This is a genomic window from Neisseria sp. HMSC065D04 (assembly GCF_001815675.1).
Taxonomy (GTDB): Bacteria; Pseudomonadota; Gammaproteobacteria; order Burkholderiales; family Neisseriaceae; genus Neisseria.
On record NZ_KV821499.1, the window covers coordinates 28,306 to 50,990 of the forward strand.

A 22,685-nucleotide genomic window follows, 5' to 3' on the forward strand; every position below is an offset into this window, starting at 1 on the left:
TTTCGAAGCCATTGCCGCTTATTCTGTCATTCAACATAAAAGGTCGTCTGAAAACCAATTTTCAGACGACCTTTTATCTGAGATACGGATATCATCAAACCATCTTCAAATATCGTCATTTATGAATGATTTTTCTCTTTCTTACTCAAAAAACTCATGTTAAGCGGAGTAAAGCCCATGCGGAAGCGTGGTACAATATTGTCAACAATTTAAGGCGTTTTCCTCGCGGAGAACGCTGTTTTTCATTCGACATCAAGAGGCTTTTATGAAATTTTTAGACCGTGAGGCAACGATTGCCAAGCCGGGTTTCAACCGTTGGCTGGTGCCGCCTGCCGCTTTGGCGGTGCATCTTGCCATCGGGCAGATTTATGCGTATTCCGTGTTTAACGCGCCGCTGACCAAGCTTATCGGCATTACCGAATCGGCTGCCGGGGATTGGAAGCTGACGACTGTGGGCTGGATTTTCAGTATCGCGCTGGCTATGTTGGGCGCGTCTGCTGCTTTGTTCGGCACTTGGATGGAGCGTGTCGGCCCGCGCAAGGCGATGTTTGTTGCGGCGTGCTGTTTCAGCTTGGGCTTTTTTGTGTCGGCACTCGGCGTCAGCACGCATAATTTGTTTCTCCTCTATTTGGGCAACGGCGTGATCGGCGGTATAGGCTTGGGGTTGGGCTATATCGGGCCTGTGTCCACTTTGATGAAGTGGTTTCCCGACAAACCGGGCATGGCGACGGGTTTGGCGATTATGGGGTTCGGCGGCGGTGCGATGCTTGCTTCGCCGTTGTCCGTATCGTTGATGAATGCGTTTTCAGACGACGTATCGGTTGGCGTCGCACCGACTTTTGTCGTGTTGGGGCTGTTTTACCTTGTGTTGATGATGTTCGGCGCCTTCACCATCCGCGTGCCGGCGGAGGGTTGGAAACCTGAAGGCTATGTCGCGCCGAAAGTGAAAAACAAGCTGGTCAGCAGCAATCATGTCAATGTTTCCCAAGCGATGAAAACGCCGCAATTTTGGCTGTTGTTTTGGGTGTTATGCCTGAATGTAACTGCCGGTATCGGCGTTTTGGGGCAGGCTTCGGTCATGATTCAGGAGCTGTTTTCAGAGGCGTCGGTCGGCAAACAAGCGGCAATCGGCGCGGGGGCGGCGGCAGGTTTCGTCAGCCTTTTGAGCCTGTTCAATATGGGCGGACGGTTTTTATGGTCCAGCGTTTCCGACAAACTCGGACGTAAAAATACCTACACCATCTTTTTCGTACTCGGTTCGCTGCTGTATTTTGCCGTTCCGTCCATTGGCGAGAGTGGAAACAAGGCTTTGTTTATTATTGGATTTTGCGTCATCATTTCCATGTATGGCGGCGGTTTTGCCGCGATTCCGGCTTATTTGAAAGACTTGTTCGGCACTTATCAGGTCGGCGCGATTCACGGACGTATTTTGCTGGCGTGGTCAACCGCTGCCGTGATCGGTCCGGTTTTGGTGAACTACATCCGCCAAAGCCAAATCGACAGCGGTGTTCCCGCCGCGCAGGCATACGGCGTTACCATGTACATCATGGCGGGATTGTTGATTGTCGGTTTGCTGTGCAACCTTGCCGTCAGATCGGTTCATGAAAAACACCACGAAACCGACATCAAAACAGCGGCACACAGCGGCAATCCCGATGACGAAACTGCTGTTTCCGATGCCTACTTGTTGCAGGAAAAAGTCGCGGCAGGCGGTTTTTCGGTTTGGTGGCGTTGGACGTTGGTCGGCGTCCCGCTGGCTTACGGCGTGGTGATGGTGTTCGTCAAGGCATTGGATTTGTTCCGTTAGGCTTTCGGATACCGACGTTAGGTCGTCTGAAATGCAGATATGGATTTTCAGACGACCTCTGAGCGGAAAGACCGGCTTTTATAGTGGATTAACTTTAAATCAGGACAAGGCGAAAGCCGCAGATACAGTACAAATAGTACAGCAAGGCGAGGCAACGCCGTACTGGTTTAAAGTTAGGCGAGGTAACGCCGTCCTGGTTTAAAGTTAAGCCACTATATTTGTATAACCGTCTGATTGGTAAAAGCATTAGTGTGCAATGCCGATTGAGATAAGGTTTGCACGAAGTATCGCAGGGCAAATCGGCAATTTATACCGGACCGGATTTGTGATACATTTTTGCCTTCACAAACCGCAGCAAGCTGCCGGTCAAACGGGAAATCTGTCTTCTTCCCGTTTGTTGACCCATGATAGGAAAAGAAATGTTTTGGTATATCGTAGGATTTTTTGCTTTCGTAGTTGCCGTCCTTGCGCTTTGGGTAAATGCCAGCGCATTTGGTATGCAGGAGGACGGCACGCCGCAATCGGAATATGAAAAACGCTTGGGCTTGGGAGCAAAATTGAAGGATAAGGAAACTGCTATGAAAGAACGCGAAGCAGCAAGGTTTCATCCTGATGATTGATACTGCATTGCGATTCTTCCTTCGGATATACGGTGGATTCGGTGTTCTGAAACCTTAGACCGTCATGTAAAAAGGTCGTCTGAAACCTAAATTTGGTTTTTCAGACGACCTTTTTGTTTACGGAGTTACTGTTTATTCGATGACAACACGCGCGTTAAGCGGCTGGACGGGGCGGCTGTTGTGCGAACCGATGGCGCGGGTGAATTTTTCTGCCTGCGCCTGGTCGATGTGGTCGTAGGTTTTCAATACCAGCCACGATACGCCTTCGCTGCACGGCGGCGTGGTCAGCGAACCGGCAAAGCGGTAGTAATTCAGCCGTTTCGGCAGCAGGGTGCCGGCGTCGAAGGCTTTGTCGAGGTTTACCTTTCCTTCTTTCATCGGCATCACGTTCCATATAGGTGCGAGGCGGTCGTTGGTCTTGCCGGCTTCGTACAATACTGCCAATACCAAAGGCTGGCGGTTTTCGTCTAGGTGGACGAAGTGGGCTTCCATCGGGAAGGTGCGGCCTTTGATTTGGTTTTCACTGGGGACGTGGAAATGGAATTGTTTCAGGGTGTAGGTGCGGCTGTTCACGGTCAGGGTGTTGCCGCCTTCGGGATAGTTGACTTGGATGGTGTGGCCGTTGTTTTCCACGTCAACCGCGCTCGGTTTGTAATTGACTTTGATGGCAGGCAGTCTGCCGGAGACGGTTTCGGTGATGTTGACGGGGGATTGGTTTTTGCCTGTGGAACACAAACGGAACTCTTCAGACAGATTGCCCCAGCTTTCGGGGGAGTCGTGTCCGGTGTAGCCCCAATGGGTGTGGTTTCCATGTGCGGCGGCGGAGAATGCTGCGAAGGTGGACAGCAGGAAAACAGTCAGGCGAGGCAGCGTGAGGTTCAAGCAGGGCATTGCAATATCCTTTCTGTGAGGAGGAGGGGAAAAAGCATTGCGGTGCGTATGTAGATTATTGTTATTTTTTATTTAACCATAGCCATATTAAATCATTAGGTCAAGCCTTCTTGGGTTAATTCTGTTAAGGCTATGAAGTTAAGGCGAATTCATTTTTTAAAAAACGATATTGTCGTTTTGAAAATTGATAATAATTTGAAATAGAAAATGCCTATTTTTCACCCCTTAAAAATTTAAGAAATGCCGAATCGTGAAAAAGGTCGTCTGAAAACCTGATTTCGGTTTTTCAGACGACCTTTTGCCTTGCCTGACAAGGGTTATTTGTGCAGGCCGCATTCTTTGCTGTCCTTGCTTTCCCACCACCAGCGTCCGGCGCGGATGTCTTCGTCTGCTTTGACGGGGCGGGTGCAGGGTTCGCAGCCTATGCTCGGGTAGCCTTGGAAATACAAGGCATTGAGCAGGACGTCGTAGGCTTGTGCGTATGCCCAGACGTCGTTTTCTTCCCAGTCGAAAATGGGGTTAAACTTGGCGATGTTGCGGTTGTGATCGGTTTCTTCGAAATCCAATTCGCTGCGGGTTGCCGATTGGCTGCGGCGTTGTCCGGTCAGCCAGGCGGGGGCGTTTTTCAGGGCGCGGTTGAGCGGCTCGATTTTGCGGATGTGGCAGCAACGGCGGCGCAGCTCGACGCTGTCGTACATAGCGGTTGCGCCGAATTCCTGCTCAAACTGCCGCGCGCTTTCGGGGTCGGGGTGGAAAACTTCCAGCTCGGTTTGGTAGCGGACGTTGACGGCGGTAATCAGGGCGGCGGTTTCGGGATTGAGCTTGCCGGTGTCGAGGGTGATGATGCGCAGGGGGAGTTTCAGGCGGCAGATGGCGTCGGTAATGATCATGTCTTCGACGGCAAGGCTGGAGGCGAAAACGGCTTGCGGATAACGGCGGGCGATGTGTTTGAGGCGGGTTTCGAGCGTGGCGGTCAACTCGGGCAGCCGGCGCCGTTCGACTTCGCCTGTCGTCGGGATGCGCCAAAGCTGGGGACGGAAGAGGGACATGGTTAGCTTGTTCCTTGGTTTTTGTTTTCAGACGACCCCTCTTGCGGCAAAAGGGGTCGTCTGAAAGTTTGTACGGAACATTATTGTCGGGCGGTCTCGCGCGAAGGGGAAAGAATGCTTTTCTATTTCTTTATAACCAAAGCGATTGCTGCTGGTCTTTCGGTACGAGGTGGTTCACGCCTATGCCGATGAGACGGAAAGCGTCTTCGCGCTGGGGCGGCACGCGCTGCATCAGGGTTTGCGCGGCGCAAAGCAGGGCGTCGGTGTCGGGCAGGACGGAAGAGTAGGTCAGGGAGCGGGTGATGATGCGGAAATCATGGGTTTTCAGCTTGAGGGTTACGCCTTTGGCTTCGACGTTTTTGCGCGTGATTTGCCGCCACAGGTCTTCGGCAAGGTGGGGCAGGTGTCCGGCTGCCTGTTCGAGCGACAGGTCTTCGGGCAGGGTGATTTCGGTGGAGATTTGGAGGCGCTCGCGTTCGGCTTTGACGGGGCGTTCGTCCGTACCGCGTGCCAAATCATAAAGGCGGTAGCCGTAGCGTCCGAAATGGTTTAACAGTTCGCCGCGCTCGAAACGGCGCAAATCGCCCGCCGTCTGCATGCCCAGCGACTGCATTTTTTTCAGCGTGACTTTGCCCACGCCGGGGATTTTGCCCAAGGGCAGGGTTTCCAAAAAAGCCATGACTTTGTGCGGCGGCAGGACGAATTGCCCGTTCGGCTTGCGCCAGTCCGACGCGATTTTCGCTAGAAATTTGTTCGGCGCGATGCCTGCGGAAGCGGTCAGGCCGGTTTCTGCAAAAATGGCGGCGCGGATTTCTTTGGCAACTTCGCTGGCGTAAGGGATGTTTTTGAAATTATGGGTCACGTCAAGATAGGCTTCGTCCAGCGACAGGGGTTCAATTAAATCAGTATAACGCCTGAATACGGCATGAATCTGCGCGGAAACCTGACGGTACAAATCAAAATGCGGCGGCACATACACCGCTTGCGGACACAGCCTTTTCGCCGTCGCCACCGACATCGCGGAATGCAGCCCGAACTGCCGCGCCTCATACGATGCGGCGCAAATCACCGAACGCGCGCCCTCCCATGCGACGACCACGGGCAGCCCTTTCAAATGCGGCTGCTCGCGCAGTTCTACCGATGCGTAGAACGCGTCCATGTCGATATGGATGATTTTGCGCTGGGACATTGAAGACGGTTGTGAAGAAAAAAGAGACGGGTATTTTAGCGGAAAACGATAGGGGAAGGTCGTCTGAAACGGCATTTGGTTTTCAGACGACCTTTTATCAGAGAAAACAAACAGACTTTGCAGATTTGCCCGATGGCTCGAACCTACGCCGTTTCATGCGCCCATTGGGGTAGGGTGGTCTTTTGTTTGCAAAAGGCGAACAGACGCTGCCCATTGCACTTTTCAAACATCAGCTCTACGCCGCTTTGCAAACGCAAAATCAGGGCGGAAGGCGTATCGATTTTGATGAAGTCGATATGGTGTTGTACGAGTTTGGCAATGGCGGAATACAAATCAAGCTTGTCCGCGTGCCTGAAAAACCAAGGATTTAAGCTTAACCAACGCCCGCCGTTCAGCGAGGTGCCGGGTTGGAAGTCCGCTCGGATTTGAGTTAGGCGGTCGTCTGAAAAATGCAATTCGATATCGCCGTAGAGCCAAATATTCCACCCCTTTTTTACCAAAAGCCCTTTGGGCACGCATTCGGGTGCAGGGAACATTTGCAGGATCATCTCCGCCGTCTGCCCGATCTCCAGATAATCAAATCGGCCTGTGGTCAGAAAGTCGTACATATCGACGGAAATCGGGAAATGGTAGCGCATGGTCGTTTCAGACGAGGTGTGAAATATGGGCTATCTTAGTTCAAAATATAAATGCAATCAATTCTTATTTTTATTTATTTGGCTCATTATGTGGATTAAATTTAAATCAGGACAAGGCGACGAACGCAGATACAGTGCAGATAGTACGGAACCGATTCACTTGGTGCTTCAGCACCTTAGAGAATCGTTCTCTTTGAGCTAAGGCGAGGTAACGCCGTCCTGGTTTAATTTAATCCACTATAAGAGAAATTTGTCGGCAAGGCTGATCACTCAAGACAATATTAAGATATTGATAATGAGTTTTCCAATACGCAAATTTGCCATATGATTATCCGCGTTTCATCATCATTTATTCAGTTTATCAGCTATGGCATACATTTTTATATTTTTAGTCGGATGCTTCATTTTCATCCTGATTGCCCGCAGAGTACGGCCAGCGCCTGAAATCATTTGGGAAAACGAACCGCTCATCTGCATCAGTCTCGGTAATTTATTGGATAACGAACGGATTTATTTTGGCAAAAACGAGATTTTCATTTGTGAAGGCAGTGAAATCAAAGCACGTCATCCTCTTCAAGATTTGATTTATTTGAGTAGGACGATGATGGCCCTTTTCGGTACTCATGTTTGGCGGCTGGAGTTTAGAGCGGATGGAAGTCAAGTTGCTTATCATTTTTATCCCAAAGCCGACGGATTCGCTATTTTTTATAAACAACTGGTTCAAAATCATCCGCGTACCATTATGGACTGTTGGAGTGAATGGAGGAGATAGGCAGTTTGGGGCTGCGAATGAATAATTTTAGCCCTAGGTGCGATTATTCGCGTTGAGTACATAAAAGGTCGTCTGAAACCTGTTTCAGACGACCTTTTATTGTAAAAATCTATAAATTTAATAGATAATAACTAATCTCATATTATCAAATTGGAAAAGATAACCCGCTGATTAGATTGATATTTAACATAGTTAAATTATGTTAACTAAAACATACGTTATCCAAACCTGATTTCACAATTGATTTAAATCATAATATCTTGTGTTCAAATCTCTAAAATACCCGAAATCATACTAGATATTGATTTTCGAATAACAAACTACAAGAGTCGAGGAACGCAAAATGCCGAAAATCCCTGAGTTGGTTTGTCCCGCCGGTAATCTGCCCGCTTTGAAGACGGCGGTGGACAATGGCGCGGACACGGTGTACATGGGGCTGAAAGATGCGACGAATGCGCGCAATTTTCCGGGACTGAATTTCGATATGAAGTCGGCGCAGGAAGGGGTGGCTTACGCCCATGCGCGCGGCCGTAATGTGCTGATGGCCATCAATACTTTTGCCCAGGCGGGGCAAATCGAGCGGTGGCATCGGGCTGTCGATACGGCAGTGCAACTGGGTGCGGACGCGATAATCGTCGCCGACCCTGCGATTATGGCTTACGCCGCCGAGCGTCATCCTAATTTGAGGCTGCACATGTCGGTGCAGGGGTCGGCGACCAATTACGAAGCCATCAATATGATGAAGGAACTGTTCGGAGTCCGCCGTGCCGTGCTGCCGCGCGTTTTAACGGTCGATCAGGTCAAGCATGTGATTGACAATACGGATGTAGAAATCGAAGTGTTCGGTTTCGGCAGTTTGTGTGTGATGGTGGAAGGGCGCTGCATTTTGTCGAGTTATGCGACGGGTGAATCGCCGAATATGCAGGGCGTGTGTTCGCCTGCCAAAGCCGTACGCTGGGAGCAGTTGCCCGACCGTATGAACGTGCGGCTGAATCAGGTGCTAATCGACCAGTACAAACCGGACGAACCGGCAGGCTATCCGACCTTGTGCAAAGGCCGTTTTGAAGTCAATGATGAAACCTATTACGCGCTGGAAGAGCCGACCAGCCTGAACGTTTTGGAAATGCTGCCCGAACTCATCAAAATCGGTGTGTCCGCCATCAAAATCGAAGGCCGCCAGCGCAGCCCGATGTACACGGCGCAGGTAACCAAATCGCTGCGGCAGGCTTTGGACGCGGCCGCTGCCGATCCGGCGCATTTCAAAGTCAATCCGGTGTGGAACAACGCGCTGAGCAAGGTTTCGGAAGGGCATCAGACGACCTTGGGCGCATACAGCCGTCCGTGGAAATAAGGGGGAGGGAAAATGAATCCGATGAAACTATCATTGGGGCCGGTTTTGTTTTTCTGGCAGAAGGAAGCGCTGCTGGAATTTTACGCCGCCATGCTGGATGCGCCGGTGGATACCATTTATTTAGGCGAAGTGGTGTGTTCGCGCCGCCAGAAAATGCGTTTTGCCGACTGGGTCAGCCTGGCGGAAGATTTGGCGGAAAGCGGCAAGGAAATTATTTTGTCGTCGCAGGTGCTGCTGGAAAGCGAATCCGATTTGAAACGCCTGCGCAAAATCACAGGGCAGGACAAATTCAAAGTCGAAGCCAACGACATGGGCGCGGTCAAGCTGGCGCGCGAACACGGCATTCCGTTTGTCGCCGGCGCCAGCCTGAATATTTACAACGAAAGCACGCTGGCGCTGTTCCAAAAACTGGGCGCATACCGCTGGATTGCGCCGTCCGAGTTGAGCCGCGACAAAGTTGCCGAAATCATCAAGGCTTCAGACGGCATCGAAACGGAATTGTTTGCTTGGGGCAAAATGCCGCTTGCTTATTCGTCGCGCTGCTTTACCGCGCGACATTACAACCTGAACAAAGACGGCTGCGAATTCCGCTGCTTAGATTACGAGCAAGGCATGGATATGAATACCCGCGAAGGAAAACCGTTTTTAACCATTAACGGCATCCAAACCATGTCTTACGGCTGCCAAAACCTGCTGCCGCACCATGAAGATTTGCGGCAAATCGGCGTGAACATGCTGCGCCTGTCGCCGCAAATGCACGGCATGGCGGAAATCGTCCGTATCCACCGCGACGTATTGGACGGCAAAACCGCCTTGGCGGACGCGCTGCCCGAATTGGAAAGACTGACCACCGGCACGCTGGTGGACGGCTATTGGCACGGCCAGCCGGGTATCGAAGCCGTGAAGGAGGAATATTATGGCGTTGCCTGAAATCGTATTGCCCGCATGGGCGGGAAAAATCGGTGGTAAATTACCGGGCAGGCCGCCGCGTTTCGCTTTGGTTTTTGCCCTCAACACTATGCTCAAACGCGGATTGCTGCCCGCCGACATGAGCCTGTTTGACGGCAAAAAATTCGAAATCGACGTATTGGACGCGGGCATCAAGGTGCGTTTCACCGCCAATGCCGAAAAATTCATCGATGCGAACTTCTTCGGCACGCCCGATTTGCGCCTTGCCGCCAACGGCATCGACTTTATGCGCATGATGATGCGCGAGGAAGACCCGGATACTTTGTTTTTCAACCGTAAACTGCAAATCGAAGGCGATACCGAGCTGGGGCTGATTACCAAAAACCTGCTCGACAGCGTGGACTGGCCGTTCGGCGATTGGTTTTTGAAACGGCAGTTGTCCGATTGAATACGGATTCGTTCAGAAATAGAGCTGAAAGACTTTATTTTTGATACGCAACTTACCAGTTGCCGTCATTCCCGCGCAGGCGGGAATCCATTTTTGAAATTCAGAAACTGTTTTTCAAATCAAGGTTTATCAGGTTTGACGATGGATTCCCGCCTGCGCGGGAATGACGGAATTTGATGACATGCTGGATTTAAAGTTAAGTATGTTTGCTAAAGGCAAAGCATTCATCCGTTAATCCTCTGATTTCACAATAAAGAAGGTCGTCTGAAACCTGTTTCCAGTTTTCAGACGACCTTCTTTCATCTGCATTCGGCTTAAACCGTCATCAGTCCTTCAATGCAGCCAATACTTTGCCGGCGATTTCATTCAAGCCCACGGTTTGTGCCTGATTGTCGCGGCGTTCGGCGTATTCGACATTGCCTTCTTTCAGGGCGCGGTCGCCGATGACGATGCGGTGTGGGATGCCCAGAAGCTCGGAGTCGTTCAGCAGCACGCCTGCGCGTTCGTCGCGGTCGTCGAGGAGGACGTCTGCGTCTGCGGCCAGCAGTTCGGCGTAGATTTTGTCGGCGGCTTCGCGCACGGCATCTGATTTTTTGTAGTTCATCGGCACGATAACGACTTCAAACGGCGCCATCGCTTTGGTCCAGATGATGCCTTTTTCGTCGTTGTTCTGCTCGATGGCGGCGGCAACGACGCGGGTGATGCCGATGCCGTAGCAGCCCATTTCCATGATTTGCGATTTGCCGTTGTTGTCGAGGAAGCTCACGTTCATGGCTTGGGTGTATTTGTCGCGCAATTGGAAAACGTGTCCGACTTCGATGCCGCGCGCCAGTTTCAGACGACCTTGTCCGTCGGGGCTTTCGTCGCCTTCGACGACGTTGCGCAAATCGACAAACTCAGGCTCGGCGGCGTCGCGGCCGAAGTTGAAGCCGGTATAGTGGTAGTCGTCTTCGTTCGCGCCGATAACCCAGTCCGCGCCTTTCTCGGTGGCGAAATCGGCATAGACTTTGCCTGTGAAGCCGACAGGGCCGAGCGAGCCGCCGTTTGCGCCGAACTGCGCACGGATGGCGGCAGGGGCTGCCATGGTCAGCGGCGATTTCACGCCTGCGAGTTTTTCGGCTTTGATGTCGTTGAACTCATGGTCGCCGCGCAACAGCAATAAGACGATTTCGCCTTCGTTTTCGCCTTCGACCACGATGGATTTCAGTGTTTTTTCAATCGGAATGCTGAGGAAGTCAACCAATGAATCAATGGTTTTGACGTTCGGCGTGTGCACTTTGGCCAGCTCTGCCTGAGCGGCCGCGCGTTCGCCTTTGAGCGGCAAGGTCGGTGCCAGCTCGACATTGGCGGCGTAATCGGAAGTGTCGCTGTATGCAATCACATCTTCGCCGCTTTCCGCCAACACTTGAAACTCGTGCGAACCGGTGCCGCCGATGCTGCCGGTGTCTGCGGCGACGGGACGGAACTCCAAGCCCAGACGGGTGAAGATGCGGCAGTAAGCGTCGTACATGGCATCATAGGTCGTCTGAAGCGAGGCGTAGTCGGCATGGAAGGAATAAGCATCTTTCATGACGAACTCGCGCGCGCGCATGACGCCAAAGCGCGGGCGCACTTCATCGCGGAATTTGGTTTGGATGTGGTAAAAGTTTTTCGGCAGCTGTTTGTAGCTGTTGATTTCTTTGCGCACGATGTCGGCGATGACTTCCTCGCAGGTCGGACCCATGCAGAAATCGCGTTCGTGGCGGTCTTTCAGGCGCAGCAGTTCTTTACCGTAAAATTCCCAGCGGCCGGATTCCTGCCACAGCTCGGCAGGCTGCACCACCGGCATCAGCAACTCCACGCTGCCCGCGCGCGCCATTTCTTCGCGCACGACGTTTTCGACTTTGCGCAACACGCGCAGCCCCATCGGCATCCAAGTATAAAGGCCGGATGCATTGGCTTTAATCAGACCGGCGCGAATCATCAGCTTGTGGCTGGCAAGCGCGGCTTCGGCGGGGGCTTCTTTCAGGGTGGAAATGAAAAATTGGCTGGCTTTCATGGTGTGTTTTTCTGTGTAAAAAAGTAAGCGCGTATTGTAACGCGAAAGGCAGGGGGATTGAAGTTTTTCCCCATAGGGCGACAGCCGCTGCCTTGCTTGTTCAGTCAACTCATTTGACATTTATCGGGCGTGTCAATCACTTTTTATACACAATCCCGCATTGGCTTGTTTTGCTTATAAATTTTTCCCATAAAGACTTTGAAATTTTTTATTTTTATAACCAATTGATTTTATTGTATTTTATTTGACTATTTTTTAAGCACCGAAAGGCTTGGGTTGTTCCAAAAGCAAAAATTCCGATTACCCAAAGCTTATCAACAAACTTATCCACAGAGTTTGTGTATAGATTGGTGTCGTCTGAAACCATACCGTTCGATAGGTTTTTAAAAGCCCGTAACGCGGTCTTTCTGTTAAGATGATGCCTTCACTGTTTTCACGCCATCCTATCTATGTCCGCACACGAATTACACCTGTTTTCCCGTGCCAAAATGTTCAACGGCCATCAAGAGCAATACCGCTGCTTTTCCGAAACCTGTCAAACCGATATGACTTTCGGCATCTACCTGCCGCCGCAGGTATTGAAAGGCTATCCGGCGCCGGTTTTGTATTTCTTGTCGGGGTTGCACGGCGACGGCTCGGAACTGATACGTCAAACCGGCATCCAGCGTTTCGCCGCGCAATGGAACATCATCGTCGTTTTTCCCGACACCTCGCCGCGCGGCAGCCATATCAGCGACAGCGCGAACGAATTTATCGGACAGGGCGCGGGATTTTACATTGACGCGACCGAACAGCCGTGGGCGGCACATTATCGGATGTACAGCCATATCAGCCGCGAACTGCCCGATTGGGTGGAACGGCATTTCCCCGCCACCCAAGAGCGCAGCATTGCAGGTTTCAGCATGGGTGGGCACGGCGCACTTTCCATCGCCCTGAAAAATCCCGGTCGCTATGCCGCCGTTTCCGCATTCGCGCCCTTGTGCCATCCGACTGCCAGTCGAGGAGGAAAGCAGGCATTTGCCGCCTATCTGGGCAAGGAGTCGGATGCTTGGCAGGCATACGACAGCACATCGCTCGTTCAGACGGCTTCCCGCAAACTGCCGATACTCATCGACCAAGGCGGCGCCGATCCGCTGTTCCCCGACGAACTGCAACCCGAAGCCTTCATCAACGCCGCCCGCGCCAACGGCTTCAACGTGCAATACAAAGTCCGCCCCGGCTACGGACACGATTATTTCTTCATCGCCAGCTTTATCGACTCGCATATCGAGTTTCATGCTGAGGCATTGGGTTTGTAAATCCACTATAAATTTAATCCACTATATAAAGAAAGGTCGTCTGAAAACCTTTTCAGACGACCTTTTTGATCTTTCACACTCAATTAGTGTTGATGATGATGGTGTTCATGCCGTTCAGCCGCGCGTTTCGTTCCGACGGGCATAATTAGCGTTGCATAGGCATTGTCTTGTTGGCAAACACTTTTATCGGCATAATCCGCCTGATGGGCGGCTTTGATTTTCCACAAACCTTCAATCAAAGGAATCACGTTGACGACGCCGTCTTTATCCGTTTTCCCTGAAAAACCTTGCGGCTCGCGGTGGTCGTGTGTCGCCGCCAAGTCCATTTCCGCCAGCGTATCCGAGCTTGCCGTTACCGTCGCTTTTGCCAACGGTTTGCCTTTATAAAGCACTTTAACCGGCAACAGACCGCCCACCTTGACTTCATTCGGATTTTTCAGCGGCACCAGTTCCAATTCATGACCGACCGGACGGGTCAATACGCTTTCATCCAAGCCTGCGCCACCCACTTGCAAAAACGCTTTGCCGAACATCTGAGCCTGTTCGCAATAAGTCGCGCCGGGCAGGTCTTTCAAGGTTTTCTGTTTCCAGCCTTCGCTGTTTTGCGACCAGAACGTCGGTTTGTACACCGCGCCGACCCAATACGAGCCGTCTTTCAGGCGGGATTTGGAAACATATTGGTAATTTTCGCCTTTATTCGTCAAATCGACCGTTTTTCCGGATTTGTCCGTCAATTGCAGCGGTTTGAAAATATGCACGCGGTCGTCGGCGATTTTTTCAACATTCGGGAAATCATGGCTGTAACCCAAATCTGCTTTCAACGTACTGCCCGAATCCAAACGCACCGGAGCCGACACCCACAAATCATGCGCCTGCGCCGCCATGCTCAAGCCCAATGCGCCAAGTATCCATAATTTTTTCATGTTTCTTCCTCAAATTTGATTGTTTACGGTTCAAAAGCCAACGGAAAGCCCGAAAAGCAAGGCAACCTTACTCTTTTTATTTCAAAATGTAAATATTATTGATGATTGTTTTTAGTTACAAAGAACTAGAAATCCTTAAAGGGACAACAGAAAACAAGAGGTCGTCTGAAAACCTTGAAATCAGGTTTTCAGACGACCTTTCAGTATTGGGAAGATGGATTATTGCGCTTCCAGTTTTTTCAGCAGATCAGGCATGGCTTCTTCGTTGTAGCGGTAATAGCGGACGCTGTCCGTACCTTCTTTATTGGTCATTTCCAATACGTTGGGTTTGCCTTCCAGCTTCAGCAGCAGCGGAACCTTGAATTTGACGGTTTTGCCGATTTCGTCAGATTTTTGTTCGGGCGCGCCATCGTTGTGGCTGACGGTGTAGTTGGTTATGGTTTGACGGAATTCTTGTCTCCAACGGCTGAATTTCCATTTGAAGTCTTGGGTAATGGTGGTCGTATCGCCGGAATTTGCTTGGAAATGGATTAGGTCGCGGCCGGTACCGTCGGGGCGCATCAGGCTGGCGTTGAGCAGGGAGCCGTCAGCGTTTTTACTGGTGTTGCCCCACATGCCGAACAAGTCTTTGCGTTTGACTTTTTTGGCGGTAACGAGCTGGTTGGGTTCGGTAACGTGCAGACCCGGTACATAAGCCGTCTCCGCCACGGCGGCAGAAGTCAGGGTCAAGGTGAACGCGGCGGCGCCAAGTAGGGTTTTCCATGTTTTCATATTGTTTTCCTTATATGTTGTAATGAGCAGTTGAAGAATCGGGCGCAGGCGGCGAATCCGTTTTTTGGGGTTTTCGCGTTTGCCCACAATGTTGATGGTTTGTGTATTTACTGTTTTATATCGAAAAATCGATTGAAATACAAAATCGCCTGACCGTCAGTTTACACAAGGTAAACCGACGATTCAATTTTCAGACGACCTTTCGTTTGCCATGCCGCATTAACGGATGTCCATAGGCGCGAAGGATTTGACGGTTTCGTCCACGGCTTTGACGCGGGTCAGGAAGTCTTCCAGCTGGGCGAGCGGCAGGGCGCTGGGGCCGTCGCATTTGGCTTGGTCGGGGTTGGGGTGCGATTCGAGGAAGAGGCCTGCGAGGCGGGTTGCCATGCCGGCGAGCGCCAAATCCAGCACTTGCGCGCGCCGTCCGCCGGATGCGGCCGCACCGGATTCGCGGGTTTGCAGGGAGTGGGTTACGTCGAAGATGACGGGCAGGCCGCCGCAGGTTTGCTTCATGACGCCGAAGCCGAGCATATCGACGACGAGGTTGTCGTAGCCGAAGTTGGCACCGCGTTCGCACAGTATGATTTGTCCGTTGCCCGCTTCTTGGAATTTTTCGACGATGTTTTTCATCTGCGAGGGGCTGAGGAACTGGGGTTTTTTGATGTTGATGACGTTGCCGGTTTTTGCCATGGCGACGACGAGGTCGGTTTGGCGGGCGAGAAAGGCGGGCAGTTGGATGACGTCGCAGACTTCTGCCACGGGGGCGCATTGGTAGGGTTCGTGGACGTCGGTGATGACGGGTACGTCAAACTCGCGTTTGACGGCTTGGAAGATTTTCATGCCTTCGTCCAAGCCGACGCCGCGGAAGGAGTGGATGGAGGAGCGGTTGGCTTTGTCGAAGGAGGCTTTAAAAACATAGGGAATGCCGAGTTTGTCGGTCACTTTAACGTATTGTTCGCAGGCTTTGAGGGTGGAATCGAGGTCTTCCAGGACGTTGATGCCGCCGAACAGGGTAAAGGGGAGGTCGTTGCCGACGGTGAGGTTGTTGATGCGGATGTTCATGATGATGGGGCTTTCTCGAAGGTCGTCTGAAAATGGCTGAAAGGTCGTCTGAAAGCGGATTTTGCGGTTTCAGACGACCTTTGTGTTTTATAGGACGGTGTGCGGCGGCTCGTAGGAGAGGATGTCGCGGATTTTGTTGTGTTCGTCCACGAGGACGACTTTGGGTTCGTGCGCGGCGATTTCGGGTTCGGACAGCATGACGTAGGACATGATGATGACGATGTCGCCTTTTTGGACGAGCCGTGCGGCGGCACCGTTGAGGCAGACGACGCCGCTGCCTCGTTCGCCGGGGATGGTGTAGGTTTCGAAGCGTTCGCCGTTGTTGTTGTTGACGATGGCGACTTTTTCGTTAACAAGGATGCCTGCGGCATCGAGCAGGTCTTGGTCTATGGTGATGCTGCCGACGTAGTTGAGGTCGGCCTCGGTAACGGTGGCGCGGTGTATCTTGCCGCCGAGCATGGTGCGGAACATGGGTTTCCTTTTGGTTTGGGATTGCGGATGCAGACGTAAGGCCGTCTGAAAATCAAAAGCCGTCATTATAGTGGACTTCCCTGTAAATTCATAATGATGCTTGAGCGTTTTTCAGACGGCGCGGCTGTTTTATCAACCTAAACTCTGCTTCAGCCAGCGCAAATAGGGGGCGTATCCGCGCGATACGTTTTGCATCAGGATTTGCGGGCATTCGTAGCTGTGGTTGGCGATGATGGTTTTTTGGATTTCGCGGTAGCAGTGGCGCGAGGTTTTGATGGTGATGCGGATTTCGTCGTCACGGCAGATTTCGCCGTTCCAAAGGTATTGGCTGGTGATGGTTTCGTATTGCACGCAGGCGGCGAGGTGTTTTTCCAAAAGCAGGCTGCCGATTTTTTCGGCTTCTTCGCGGGTCGGTGCGGTGGTGGTAACGATGACGGGTTTGAACGCGGACATTTCAGACGACCTATTGGTTTTTAAACTCGATGGTTCCTTTATATTTCACCCAGTATCCGGCGGCTTTGTATTTGTCTTTTTTGGCGGTTGCCACGGCTGTTTCGTCAAGTCCTTCATAACCGCTGGATTCGAGGATGCTGACTTCTACGGCTTTGCCTTCGGGAGAAACCAAGATGGACAGTTTGACGGGTTTGATGGGTTGTGCGGGATTTTGGGATGCGGGGGCGTATTCTGCCGGGTTGACGGTTTGCGCGGTTGCGGGTAGGGCGAAGGCAAGCAGCAGGGCGGGGATGACGGCGCGGATGGACATATTGTTTTCCTTATTTGTAGATTTGTAGCGGGTTTAGGGGGTTGTTTTTGATTTGTTTTCAGACGACCTTTTGTTTTTCGTGGGCTAAGCCCACGCTACGGGGTTGGGCTATTTTCAGACGACCCTTTGTTTTTCGTGGGCTAAGCCCACGCTACGGAGTTGCGCCCGTTTGGGCGGCGGGTGCGGTTTTACTTATTTGAAGTTCAATATCGGCCAACCTTTTGCTTTGGCTTCTTTTTCCAACTCGGCATCGGGGTTGACGGCGACGGGTTCGTTGACGAGGCGCAGCAGCGGCAGGTCGTTTTTGGAGTCGCTGTAAAAATAGGTTTTGCTATAGCTTTCGAGCGTTTCGCCGCGTTCGGCGAGCCATTGGTTCAGGCGGGTGATTTTGCCTTCTTTGAGGCTGGGCGTGCCGATGTAGTTGCCGGTGTAGCGGCCGTCGGCACCGGTTTCGAGTTGGGTGCCGATGATGTTGGTAATGCCGAAAAGGTGGCAGATGGGGGTGATGATGAACTCGTTGGTCGAGGAGATGACGAGGGTTTCGTCGCCGGCCATTTGGTGGCTCTGCACCAGCATACGCTGCATGGGCGAGATGTGGGGCGTGATGAACTCTGCCATAAATTCGCGGTGAAATTCCGCCAGCTCTTCTTTGCTGTAACGGGCAAGCGGAGCAAGGTGGAATTTGAGGAAGGCGTCGATGTCGAGGCAGCCGTTTTGGTAGTCGCGGTAGAATTTTTCGTTTTGCGCTTCGGTTTCGGCAGCGTCAACCAGCCCTTTTTTGATGAGGTATTGCGGCCAAGAGTGGTCGGAATCGGTGTTGATGAGGGTGTTGTCGAGGTCGAAGATGGCGAGGTTTTTCATTGGGTTTCCTGTTGTTTCAGAAGCTGGCGAAGAAGCGGCAGGGTGATGCGTTTGCCCATGGTAACGGCGTAGTTGTCCAGCGTGTCGAGCATCTGCATCAGGCTGTCCATGTCGCGCCGCCAGTGGTTGAGCAGGTATTCGAAGATTTCGGGGTCTATGGTTACTTGGCGCGCTGCGGCCATACTGACGAGCGCGTCGATTTTTTCTTGGTCGGTCAGGGGTTTGACTTCGTAAACGAGGCAGTACGCCATGCGGGTGCGCAAGTCTTCGCGGATGACGAGCTGTTGGGGCGTGTGTTCGGAGCTTAGCAGCAGAAAGCCTTTGCCGCTGTTGCGAAAACGGTTGAATACGGCAAACAGGAGGGCTTGTTCTTCGTTGCCCAGTTTTTCGATTTGGTCGATGGCGAGGTATTCGGCTTCAAAGGCGGCTTCGGTCAGGGGCGTGGCGGCAGCGTCGATATAGACGGCTTTTTTCCCCGCGTCGAGCGCTTGGGCGACCCACGCGCGCAGCAGGTGGCTTTTGCCCGCGCCTTCTTCGCCCCAGACGTAGATAAACGGGTCGTGTTTATGCTGTAACACATAGACCAGTTCGGCATTTTCCGTTCCGAGGAATTTGTCGAAACCGGGATAGCCGCGTTCGGCGAAGTCGAAAATAAGCTGGTTCACAAAGGCATACCGGATGGGTTGGAATCGGGTTTATTGTACGTTGTTTTGTCAGCGCGTATCAAGGCGCGGGGTCGTCTGAAAAAGGGGCACGTGGCATGGGTTTCATATACAATGGCGGACATTTGGCAACGCGTCTGTTTTCAGACGATCTCTGTCTTTTTTATTTCAGGAAAATCTCGTGATTTCGACCCTTATTGATTTTATCCTCCACATCGACCAGCATTTGGTCGAGATTTCCGCGCAATACGGCGTATGGATTTACGCGGTGTTGTTTTTGATTATTTTCTGCGAAACGGGCTTGGTGGTTACGCCGTTTCTGCCGGGCGATTCGCTGCTGTTTGCCGCGGGCGGGATTGCCGCGGTCGGCAGTATGAATATTCATGTCATGATTGCGCTGCTTTTGGCCGCCGCAATTTTGGGCGATGCCGCCAACTTCATGATCGGCAAGTTTTTCGGGCGCAAACTCTTTGCCAACCCCGATTCCAAAATCTTCCGCCAGTCGTATTTGGAGAAAACCCACGCGTTCTACGAAAAACACGGCGGTAAAACCATCATCATCGCCCGCTTCGTCCCGATTGTGCGGACGTTCGCCCCGTTTGTTGCGGGCATGGGCAGTATGCACTACGGCACTTTCATCCGCTACAACATCATCGGCGCGGTATTGTGGGTCTTGTCGTTTTCCTATGCCGGCTATTTCTTCGCCAATATTCCGGTTGTCAAAAACAATCTGGCTTTGGTGATGGTCGCGATTATCGTGATTTCCATCCTGCCGGGCGTGGTCGAAGTCATCCGCGCGAAAAGGGCGGCGAAGAAATAAAAACTGTTTGAACCATAAGATAAGGTCGTCTGAAAACGTTTTTCAGACGACCTTTTTGTATAGTGGATTAAATTTAAATCAGGACAAGGCGGAAGCCGCAGATACAGTACAGATAGTACGGCAAGGCGAGGCAACGTCGTACTGGTTTAAAGTTAATCCACTATATTTTTCGTACTGCTTATTTGGTGAAGTTCTTCAATATCGCCGAAGCAATATCGTCCAAACCGAATCCGTCCGCATCTTGCGCCGAACCGTTCGGCGTGGCTTTGTCCACCAGATTGGGCAGAATCTGCGCCAGCATATCGCCGGCTTGCTGGCTGTCGAGACCGAATTTTTGCGCCACTTGGCTGATGGCATCGCTGCCCAAAGCGTTTTGCAAATCGCTGCCGGATACGGGCAGGTTGCTTTGTTGATTGGAAACCCAGCTATTTAATACATCGCCCAACCCGCCTTGTTGCAACTGATTAATCAGATTACCCACGCCGCCTTGTTGTTGTACCAAATTCATCGCCATGTCGGTCAGCGAGCTTTGTCCGTTTTCATCTTTGCCGCCCAAGGCTTGCGCCGCCACGTTCAACAAACTGTCCATTAATGCCATAAAGCCTCCTTATGTGATGTGTGAGTGTGAAGTGTAAAGAAACCAGAGTGTAACAAAATTCCGACGCTTGTTTGCCAATTTAACCCAATTCAACAGCGAATTGACGAGCTGGTACAAAAGTAAAGGTCGTCTGAAATTTACAACCCATCATTTCCGTGTAAGTGGGAATCCGAAGGGCCCTTTGGGCTGCAGTAATTTTCCAGAGATTCCAGAAATCCAAAGTGTTGGATTCTCGTCTCAGCCTGTCTTCGCGTAGACTGGGGTGGAAATGACGGTATTCAATATCCCCTTTCCAAACTTTTACAAACCCTCTGTCATTTCTTTTTCCTATGCCTGTTCACCGCATCATAGCGTCCTGCCCGTTTCGCATTTTTCTACCCCGTCTTCCGCATAAAACAAAATGAAACAAAATTACCAGTTTTTATACAAAAATTATTATCAATCCTATCAATCTATTGTTTGAACTTGAAAAGGAGAATTTGTAGCAATGAAGTTTTACCATTTGAGCGCGCCGCTGTTACTTATCCTGCCTGTCTGCACGCAGGCGGCAGACGCATACGTTCCCGCCGATGCCGAACCGGCAGCAGTCACCCTTTCCACTGTTACCGTGCGCGGTAAGCGGCAGAAGTCGTTGAACAAGGGCTATACCACTTCGGGCACTTACGCCGCGACGGGGATGCCGCTGACGCTGCGCGAGGTGCCGCAGAGCGTGAGCGTGGTAACCGACAAACAGATGAAGGACCAAGGCAAGCGCAGCGTTTACGACGCGCTCTCATGGGTCAACGGTATCAGCGGCAATCCGGCAAGTTCGCGCTATGCGGTAACCAACATGTATGCGCGCGGCGAGAAGGTCAACGATTACCAGATAGACGGCATGACCACCGAAATCGACGGCAACCAACTGCTGAACTCGGGCGCGTACGAGCGGGTGGAAGTCGTGCGCGGCACTTCCGCCTTGCAGGGCGGCGTGGGCGACCCAAGCGCGACGGTGAACCTGGTACGCAAGCGTCCGACCAAAGAGCGGCAGGCTGAAATTTCCGTCGGCATCAGCAGATGGCGGCGTTGGAATGCCGAGGCCGACGTGTCCGGACCGCTCAACTCGAGCGGCAGCCTGCGCGGCCGCGCCGTCATCAACGCCGAGGGCGGGCGGCATTGGACCGAGGGTTCGCGCGACCGCTCCGACATGGTTTACGGCATTGCCGAATACGATTTCTCGCCGCAAACCACCGCCTACGCCGGCATCAACCACCAGCGCGCGCGAGAAAAAGAATTTTACGGCGGGGACCTGCCCGTTTACGATAGCGCAGGCTACCCAACCCGCCTCGGCATCCGTGACAACAACAAAATCAAAGGCAGCAGCTATAGGGAACGCGCGACGGAACTCTTTACCGGACTGGAACACCGCTTTGAAAACAACTGGAAAGCCAAGCTGGAATACCGCTACAACCGTGAGAAAACCCTCAATCCCGGTATGGGTGACGCCCCATACAACTATCTCAGGCACGACGACAGCTCGGCCAGAGCCAATTTTTATAAAATGGCCGACAATATCGTCAGCCATGCCTTCAGCTTCAAGCTCAACGGGCAATACGATTTATGGGGGCGCAAACACGAAGCCGTATTCGGCATCGGAGGCTACCGCGCGCGGGACAAACGCGCCTGGGCAAACCCTGAAGGCAACTCTTCCATAGACGACATCTACGATTTCATACGCCGCCGCGACTATCCCGCCATCGCTTCCGTCAACGACTGGAAATGGGAGGGAGACACCATCGCGACACGCCAAATCAGCGGCTATGCCGCCACCCGCCTGCACGCCACCGACAAACTCTCGCTGCTTTTGGGCGCCAACTACGCCCGCTACCATTACCAAGCCATACCGGTTGGCGGCAGCCCGAATACGGAAGCCAAAGAAGGCCGCTTCGCCCCCTACGCCGGCATCACCTACGACCTCACCGGCAACCTCTCCGCCTACGCCTCCTACAGCCGCCTGTTCAAGCCGCACGAAAACGGCGAAACAGACATCAACCGCCGCCCCATCGATCCGATTACCGGCCGCACCGTCGAGGCTGGACTGAAAGGCGAATGGCTCGAAGGCCGTCTGAACGCCTCGTTGTCGGTGTTCCAATCCAAACGGCGCAACGTCCCCGTCGAAGCGGGCAAATTTGACAACGACGACACCTACTACCGCGCAGCGAATACCAAAGCCCACGGCTGGGAAGCCGAAATCAGCGGCTCGCCCGCCGAAGGCTGGGACATCAGCGCGGGCGTGCAGTCGCACCTGACCCGCGAAGAAAACGGCAACCGGCCCAACAGCCAATACGACCCGCGCCACAGCTTCAAACTCTTCACCACCTACCGCCTGCCCAAAACCCGCTGGACCCTCGGCGGCGGCGTGCGCTGGCAAAGCAAGACCTTTGTGGACAAATACAGTGACCTCAGCAATATCGAGTTTGACGACGATGAAGCCAAAGAACGCGCCCGCGTCCTCTCCAGCCAAAAATCCTTCGCCGTGGTCGACCTGACCGCGCAGTACGACATTTCCAAAAACGCCAATCTGACACTAAACTTCGACAACGTGTTCGACAAACGCTACCGCATGGACACGGCGTACCACGACTACGGCCAGCCGAGGAGTTTGTCGGGGACGCTTAGGTATAAGTTTTGACGGGGTTTGGGGTTGCTGTAATTCTTGAAGGTCGTCTGAAATCTATAGTGGATTAACAAAAATCAGGACAAGGCGA

23 protein-coding genes and 1 pseudogene are annotated in these 22,685 nt (G+C 52.4%); 10 read left to right on the forward strand and 14 right to left on the reverse strand.

Annotated elements, in window-relative coordinates; translation table 11 throughout:
• Positions 1 to 265: 265 nt before the first annotated feature.
• Positions 266 to 1,807 carry an L-lactate MFS transporter gene (locus tag HMPREF3050_RS04710; RefSeq protein WP_003765386.1) on the forward strand — a complete coding sequence of 514 codons (1,542 nt, stop codon included), beginning with the start codon at positions 266 to 268 and terminating at the stop codon, positions 1,805 to 1,807.
• Positions 1,808 to 2,226: 419 nt separating this feature from the next.
• Positions 2,227 to 2,427: a hypothetical protein gene (locus HMPREF3050_RS04720; protein WP_003765401.1), complete on the forward strand. Its 201-nt coding sequence runs from the start codon at positions 2,227 to 2,229 to the stop codon at positions 2,425 to 2,427.
• A 132-nt stretch (positions 2,428 to 2,559) separates the two neighbouring features.
• Here HMPREF3050_RS04720 and cah read toward each other — a convergent pair whose 3' ends face one another.
• The 4 genes from cah to HMPREF3050_RS04740 form a co-directional block, all read right to left on the reverse strand.
• Complete coding sequence (gene cah, locus HMPREF3050_RS04725; RefSeq protein WP_070773732.1) at positions 2,560 to 3,318, reverse strand: carbonic anhydrase; 759 nt, start codon at positions 3,316 to 3,318, stop codon at positions 2,560 to 2,562.
• A 317-nt stretch (positions 3,319 to 3,635) separates the two neighbouring features.
• Positions 3,636 to 4,367, reverse strand: coding sequence for a phosphoadenylyl-sulfate reductase (locus HMPREF3050_RS04730; RefSeq protein ID WP_070773733.1), 732 nt, complete (start codon positions 4,365 to 4,367; stop codon positions 3,636 to 3,638).
• Between the two features lie 130 nt (positions 4,368 to 4,497).
• Positions 4,498 to 5,556 carry a DNA polymerase IV gene (dinB, locus tag HMPREF3050_RS04735; RefSeq protein ID WP_070773734.1) on the reverse strand — a complete coding sequence of 353 codons (1,059 nt, stop codon included), beginning with the start codon at positions 5,554 to 5,556 and terminating at the stop codon, positions 4,498 to 4,500.
• A gap of 143 nt (positions 5,557 to 5,699) precedes the next feature.
• Positions 5,700 to 6,194 carry a hypothetical protein gene (locus HMPREF3050_RS04740; protein ID WP_003756439.1) on the reverse strand — a complete coding sequence of 165 codons (495 nt, stop codon included), beginning with the start codon at positions 6,192 to 6,194 and terminating at the stop codon, positions 5,700 to 5,702.
• A gap of 367 nt (positions 6,195 to 6,561) precedes the next feature.
• On the opposite strand from HMPREF3050_RS04740, the gene HMPREF3050_RS13320 reads away from it, so the two are divergent.
• The 4 genes from HMPREF3050_RS13320 to HMPREF3050_RS04760 all read left to right on the forward strand — a co-directional run bounded on the left by HMPREF3050_RS13320 (position 6,562) and on the right by HMPREF3050_RS04760 (position 9,674).
• Positions 6,562 to 6,966, forward strand: coding sequence for a hypothetical protein (locus HMPREF3050_RS13320; RefSeq protein WP_003778993.1), 405 nt, complete (start codon positions 6,562 to 6,564; stop codon positions 6,964 to 6,966).
• 343 nt (positions 6,967 to 7,309) lie between these two features.
• Positions 7,310 to 8,317: a ubiquinone anaerobic biosynthesis protein UbiU gene (locus HMPREF3050_RS04750; protein ID WP_040564456.1), complete on the forward strand. Its 1,008-nt coding sequence runs from the start codon at positions 7,310 to 7,312 to the stop codon at positions 8,315 to 8,317.
• Between the two features lie 12 nt (positions 8,318 to 8,329).
• Positions 8,330 to 9,247: a U32 family peptidase gene (locus HMPREF3050_RS04755; RefSeq protein WP_070773736.1), complete on the forward strand. Its 918-nt coding sequence runs from the start codon at positions 8,330 to 8,332 to the stop codon at positions 9,245 to 9,247.
• On the forward strand, positions 9,234 to 9,674 hold the full coding sequence (locus HMPREF3050_RS04760) for a ubiquinone anaerobic biosynthesis accessory factor UbiT (RefSeq protein ID WP_070773737.1): 441 nt from the start codon (positions 9,234 to 9,236) through the stop codon (positions 9,672 to 9,674). The genes HMPREF3050_RS04755 and HMPREF3050_RS04760 overlap by 14 nt, the downstream gene beginning before the upstream one ends.
• A 325-nt stretch (positions 9,675 to 9,999) precedes the next feature.
• Here HMPREF3050_RS04760 and HMPREF3050_RS04765 read toward each other — a convergent pair whose 3' ends face one another.
• Positions 10,000 to 11,712, reverse strand: a complete 1,713-nt coding sequence (locus HMPREF3050_RS04765) for a proline--tRNA ligase (RefSeq protein WP_070773738.1) — start codon at positions 11,710 to 11,712, stop codon at positions 10,000 to 10,002.
• Positions 11,713 to 12,161: 449 nt separating this feature from the next.
• Between HMPREF3050_RS04765 and fghA the strand changes: the two genes are divergently transcribed.
• Positions 12,162 to 13,010 carry an S-formylglutathione hydrolase gene (fghA, locus tag HMPREF3050_RS04770; RefSeq protein ID WP_070773739.1) on the forward strand — a complete coding sequence of 283 codons (849 nt, stop codon included), beginning with the start codon at positions 12,162 to 12,164 and terminating at the stop codon, positions 13,008 to 13,010.
• Between the two features lie 83 nt (positions 13,011 to 13,093).
• Here the strand turns inward: fghA and HMPREF3050_RS04775 are convergent, their stop codons facing one another.
• The 8 genes from HMPREF3050_RS04775 to hda form a co-directional block, all read right to left on the reverse strand.
• Positions 13,094 to 13,933: a DUF4198 domain-containing protein gene (locus tag HMPREF3050_RS04775; RefSeq protein ID WP_070773740.1), complete on the reverse strand. Its 840-nt coding sequence runs from the start codon at positions 13,931 to 13,933 to the stop codon at positions 13,094 to 13,096.
• A gap of 219 nt (positions 13,934 to 14,152) precedes the next feature.
• Positions 14,153 to 14,704: a hypothetical protein gene (locus HMPREF3050_RS04780; protein ID WP_246830223.1), complete on the reverse strand. Its 552-nt coding sequence runs from the start codon at positions 14,702 to 14,704 to the stop codon at positions 14,153 to 14,155.
• A 219-nt stretch (positions 14,705 to 14,923) separates the two neighbouring features.
• Positions 14,924 to 15,766 (reverse strand): 3-deoxy-8-phosphooctulonate synthase, encoded by an 843-nt coding sequence (gene kdsA, locus HMPREF3050_RS04785; protein WP_003767526.1) that lies wholly within the window; start codon positions 15,764 to 15,766, stop codon positions 14,924 to 14,926.
• Positions 15,767 to 15,853: 87 nt separating this feature from the next.
• The gene (gene panD, locus HMPREF3050_RS04790; protein WP_003767516.1) at positions 15,854 to 16,237 is read right to left on the reverse strand and encodes an aspartate 1-decarboxylase; all 384 of its coding nucleotides are present in this window, start codon (positions 16,235 to 16,237) and stop codon (positions 15,854 to 15,856) included.
• A 132-nt stretch (positions 16,238 to 16,369) separates the two neighbouring features.
• Complete coding sequence (gene cutA, locus HMPREF3050_RS04795; protein WP_049226225.1) at positions 16,370 to 16,690, reverse strand: divalent-cation tolerance protein CutA; 321 nt, start codon at positions 16,688 to 16,690, stop codon at positions 16,370 to 16,372.
• Positions 16,691 to 16,700: 10 nt separating this feature from the next.
• Positions 16,701 to 17,000 carry a TonB family protein gene (locus HMPREF3050_RS04800; protein WP_070773742.1) on the reverse strand — a complete coding sequence of 100 codons (300 nt, stop codon included), beginning with the start codon at positions 16,998 to 17,000 and terminating at the stop codon, positions 16,701 to 16,703.
• 192 nt (positions 17,001 to 17,192) lie between these two features.
• Positions 17,193 to 17,861 (reverse strand): histidinol-phosphatase, encoded by a 669-nt coding sequence (locus tag HMPREF3050_RS04805; protein WP_070773743.1) that lies wholly within the window; start codon positions 17,859 to 17,861, stop codon positions 17,193 to 17,195.
• Complete coding sequence (hda, locus tag HMPREF3050_RS04810; RefSeq protein WP_003763115.1) at positions 17,858 to 18,526, reverse strand: DnaA regulatory inactivator Hda; 669 nt, start codon at positions 18,524 to 18,526, stop codon at positions 17,858 to 17,860. The genes HMPREF3050_RS04805 and hda overlap by 4 nt, the downstream gene beginning before the upstream one ends.
• Positions 18,527 to 18,704: 178 nt before the next feature.
• On the opposite strand from hda, the gene HMPREF3050_RS04815 reads away from it, so the two are divergent.
• Positions 18,705 to 19,343 carry a DedA family protein gene (locus HMPREF3050_RS04815; protein WP_070773744.1) on the forward strand — a complete coding sequence of 213 codons (639 nt, stop codon included), beginning with the start codon at positions 18,705 to 18,707 and terminating at the stop codon, positions 19,341 to 19,343.
• 58 nt (positions 19,344 to 19,401) lie between these two features.
• Positions 19,402 to 19,509 (forward strand): annotated as a pseudogene (locus tag HMPREF3050_RS14795) (IS5/IS1182 family transposase); the annotation flags it as partial.
• Between the two features lie 12 nt (positions 19,510 to 19,521).
• On the opposite strand, the gene HMPREF3050_RS04820 reads toward HMPREF3050_RS14795, so the two are convergent.
• On the reverse strand, positions 19,522 to 19,941 hold the full coding sequence (locus HMPREF3050_RS04820; RefSeq protein ID WP_070773745.1) for a YidB family protein: 420 nt from the start codon (positions 19,939 to 19,941) through the stop codon (positions 19,522 to 19,524).
• Positions 19,942 to 20,428: 487 nt separating this feature from the next.
• Here HMPREF3050_RS04820 and HMPREF3050_RS04825 point away from each other — a divergent pair, with 487 nt between their 5' ends.
• Complete coding sequence (locus HMPREF3050_RS04825; RefSeq protein ID WP_070773746.1) at positions 20,429 to 22,609, forward strand: TonB-dependent siderophore receptor; 2,181 nt, start codon at positions 20,429 to 20,431, stop codon at positions 22,607 to 22,609.
• Positions 22,610 to 22,685: the final 76 nt, after the last annotated feature.

What these genes read in the sequence shown, in the direction of transcription:
- HMPREF3050_RS04765 (WP_070773738.1), bottom strand. Translation starts at nt 11,712, where the DNA reads ATGAAAGCCAGCCAATTTTTCATTTCCACCCTGAAAGAAGCCCCCGCC.
- dinB (WP_070773734.1), bottom strand. Translation starts at nt 5,556, where the DNA reads ATGTCCCAGCGCAAAATCATCCATATCGACATGGACGCGTTCTACGCA.
- HMPREF3050_RS04800 (WP_070773742.1), bottom strand. Translation starts at nt 17,000, where the DNA reads ATGTCCATCCGCGCCGTCATCCCCGCCCTGCTGCTTGCCTTCGCCCTA.
- cah (WP_070773732.1), bottom strand. Translation starts at nt 3,318, where the DNA reads ATGCCCTGCTTGAACCTCACGCTGCCTCGCCTGACTGTTTTCCTGCTG.
- HMPREF3050_RS04825 (WP_070773746.1), top strand. Translation starts at nt 20,429, where the DNA reads ATGAAGTTTTACCATTTGAGCGCGCCGCTGTTACTTATCCTGCCTGTC.
- HMPREF3050_RS04740 (WP_003756439.1), bottom strand. Translation starts at nt 6,194, where the DNA reads ATGCGCTACCATTTCCCGATTTCCGTCGATATGTACGACTTTCTGACC.
- fghA (WP_070773739.1), top strand. Translation starts at nt 12,162, where the DNA reads ATGTCCGCACACGAATTACACCTGTTTTCCCGTGCCAAAATGTTCAAC.
- cutA (WP_049226225.1), bottom strand. Translation starts at nt 16,690, where the DNA reads ATGTCCGCGTTCAAACCCGTCATCGTTACCACCACCGCACCGACCCGC.
- HMPREF3050_RS04760 (WP_070773737.1), top strand. Translation starts at nt 9,234, where the DNA reads ATGGCGTTGCCTGAAATCGTATTGCCCGCATGGGCGGGAAAAATCGGT.
- HMPREF3050_RS04780 (WP_246830223.1), bottom strand. Translation starts at nt 14,704, where the DNA reads ATGAAAACATGGAAAACCCTACTTGGCGCCGCCGCGTTCACCTTGACC.
- panD (WP_003767516.1), bottom strand. Translation starts at nt 16,237, where the DNA reads ATGTTCCGCACCATGCTCGGCGGCAAGATACACCGCGCCACCGTTACC.
- HMPREF3050_RS04750 (WP_040564456.1), top strand. Translation starts at nt 7,310, where the DNA reads ATGCCGAAAATCCCTGAGTTGGTTTGTCCCGCCGGTAATCTGCCCGCT.
- kdsA (WP_003767526.1), bottom strand. Translation starts at nt 15,766, where the DNA reads ATGAACATCCGCATCAACAACCTCACCGTCGGCAACGACCTCCCCTTT.
- HMPREF3050_RS04730 (WP_070773733.1), bottom strand. Translation starts at nt 4,367, where the DNA reads ATGTCCCTCTTCCGTCCCCAGCTTTGGCGCATCCCGACGACAGGCGAA.
- HMPREF3050_RS04755 (WP_070773736.1), top strand. Translation starts at nt 8,330, where the DNA reads ATGAATCCGATGAAACTATCATTGGGGCCGGTTTTGTTTTTCTGGCAG.
- HMPREF3050_RS04720 (WP_003765401.1), top strand. Translation starts at nt 2,227, where the DNA reads ATGTTTTGGTATATCGTAGGATTTTTTGCTTTCGTAGTTGCCGTCCTT.
- HMPREF3050_RS04775 (WP_070773740.1), bottom strand. Translation starts at nt 13,933, where the DNA reads ATGAAAAAATTATGGATACTTGGCGCATTGGGCTTGAGCATGGCGGCG.
- HMPREF3050_RS04820 (WP_070773745.1), bottom strand. Translation starts at nt 19,941, where the DNA reads ATGGCATTAATGGACAGTTTGTTGAACGTGGCGGCGCAAGCCTTGGGC.
- HMPREF3050_RS04710 (WP_003765386.1), top strand. Translation starts at nt 266, where the DNA reads ATGAAATTTTTAGACCGTGAGGCAACGATTGCCAAGCCGGGTTTCAAC.
- HMPREF3050_RS13320 (WP_003778993.1), top strand. Translation starts at nt 6,562, where the DNA reads ATGGCATACATTTTTATATTTTTAGTCGGATGCTTCATTTTCATCCTG.
- HMPREF3050_RS04805 (WP_070773743.1), bottom strand. Translation starts at nt 17,861, where the DNA reads ATGAAAAACCTCGCCATCTTCGACCTCGACAACACCCTCATCAACACC.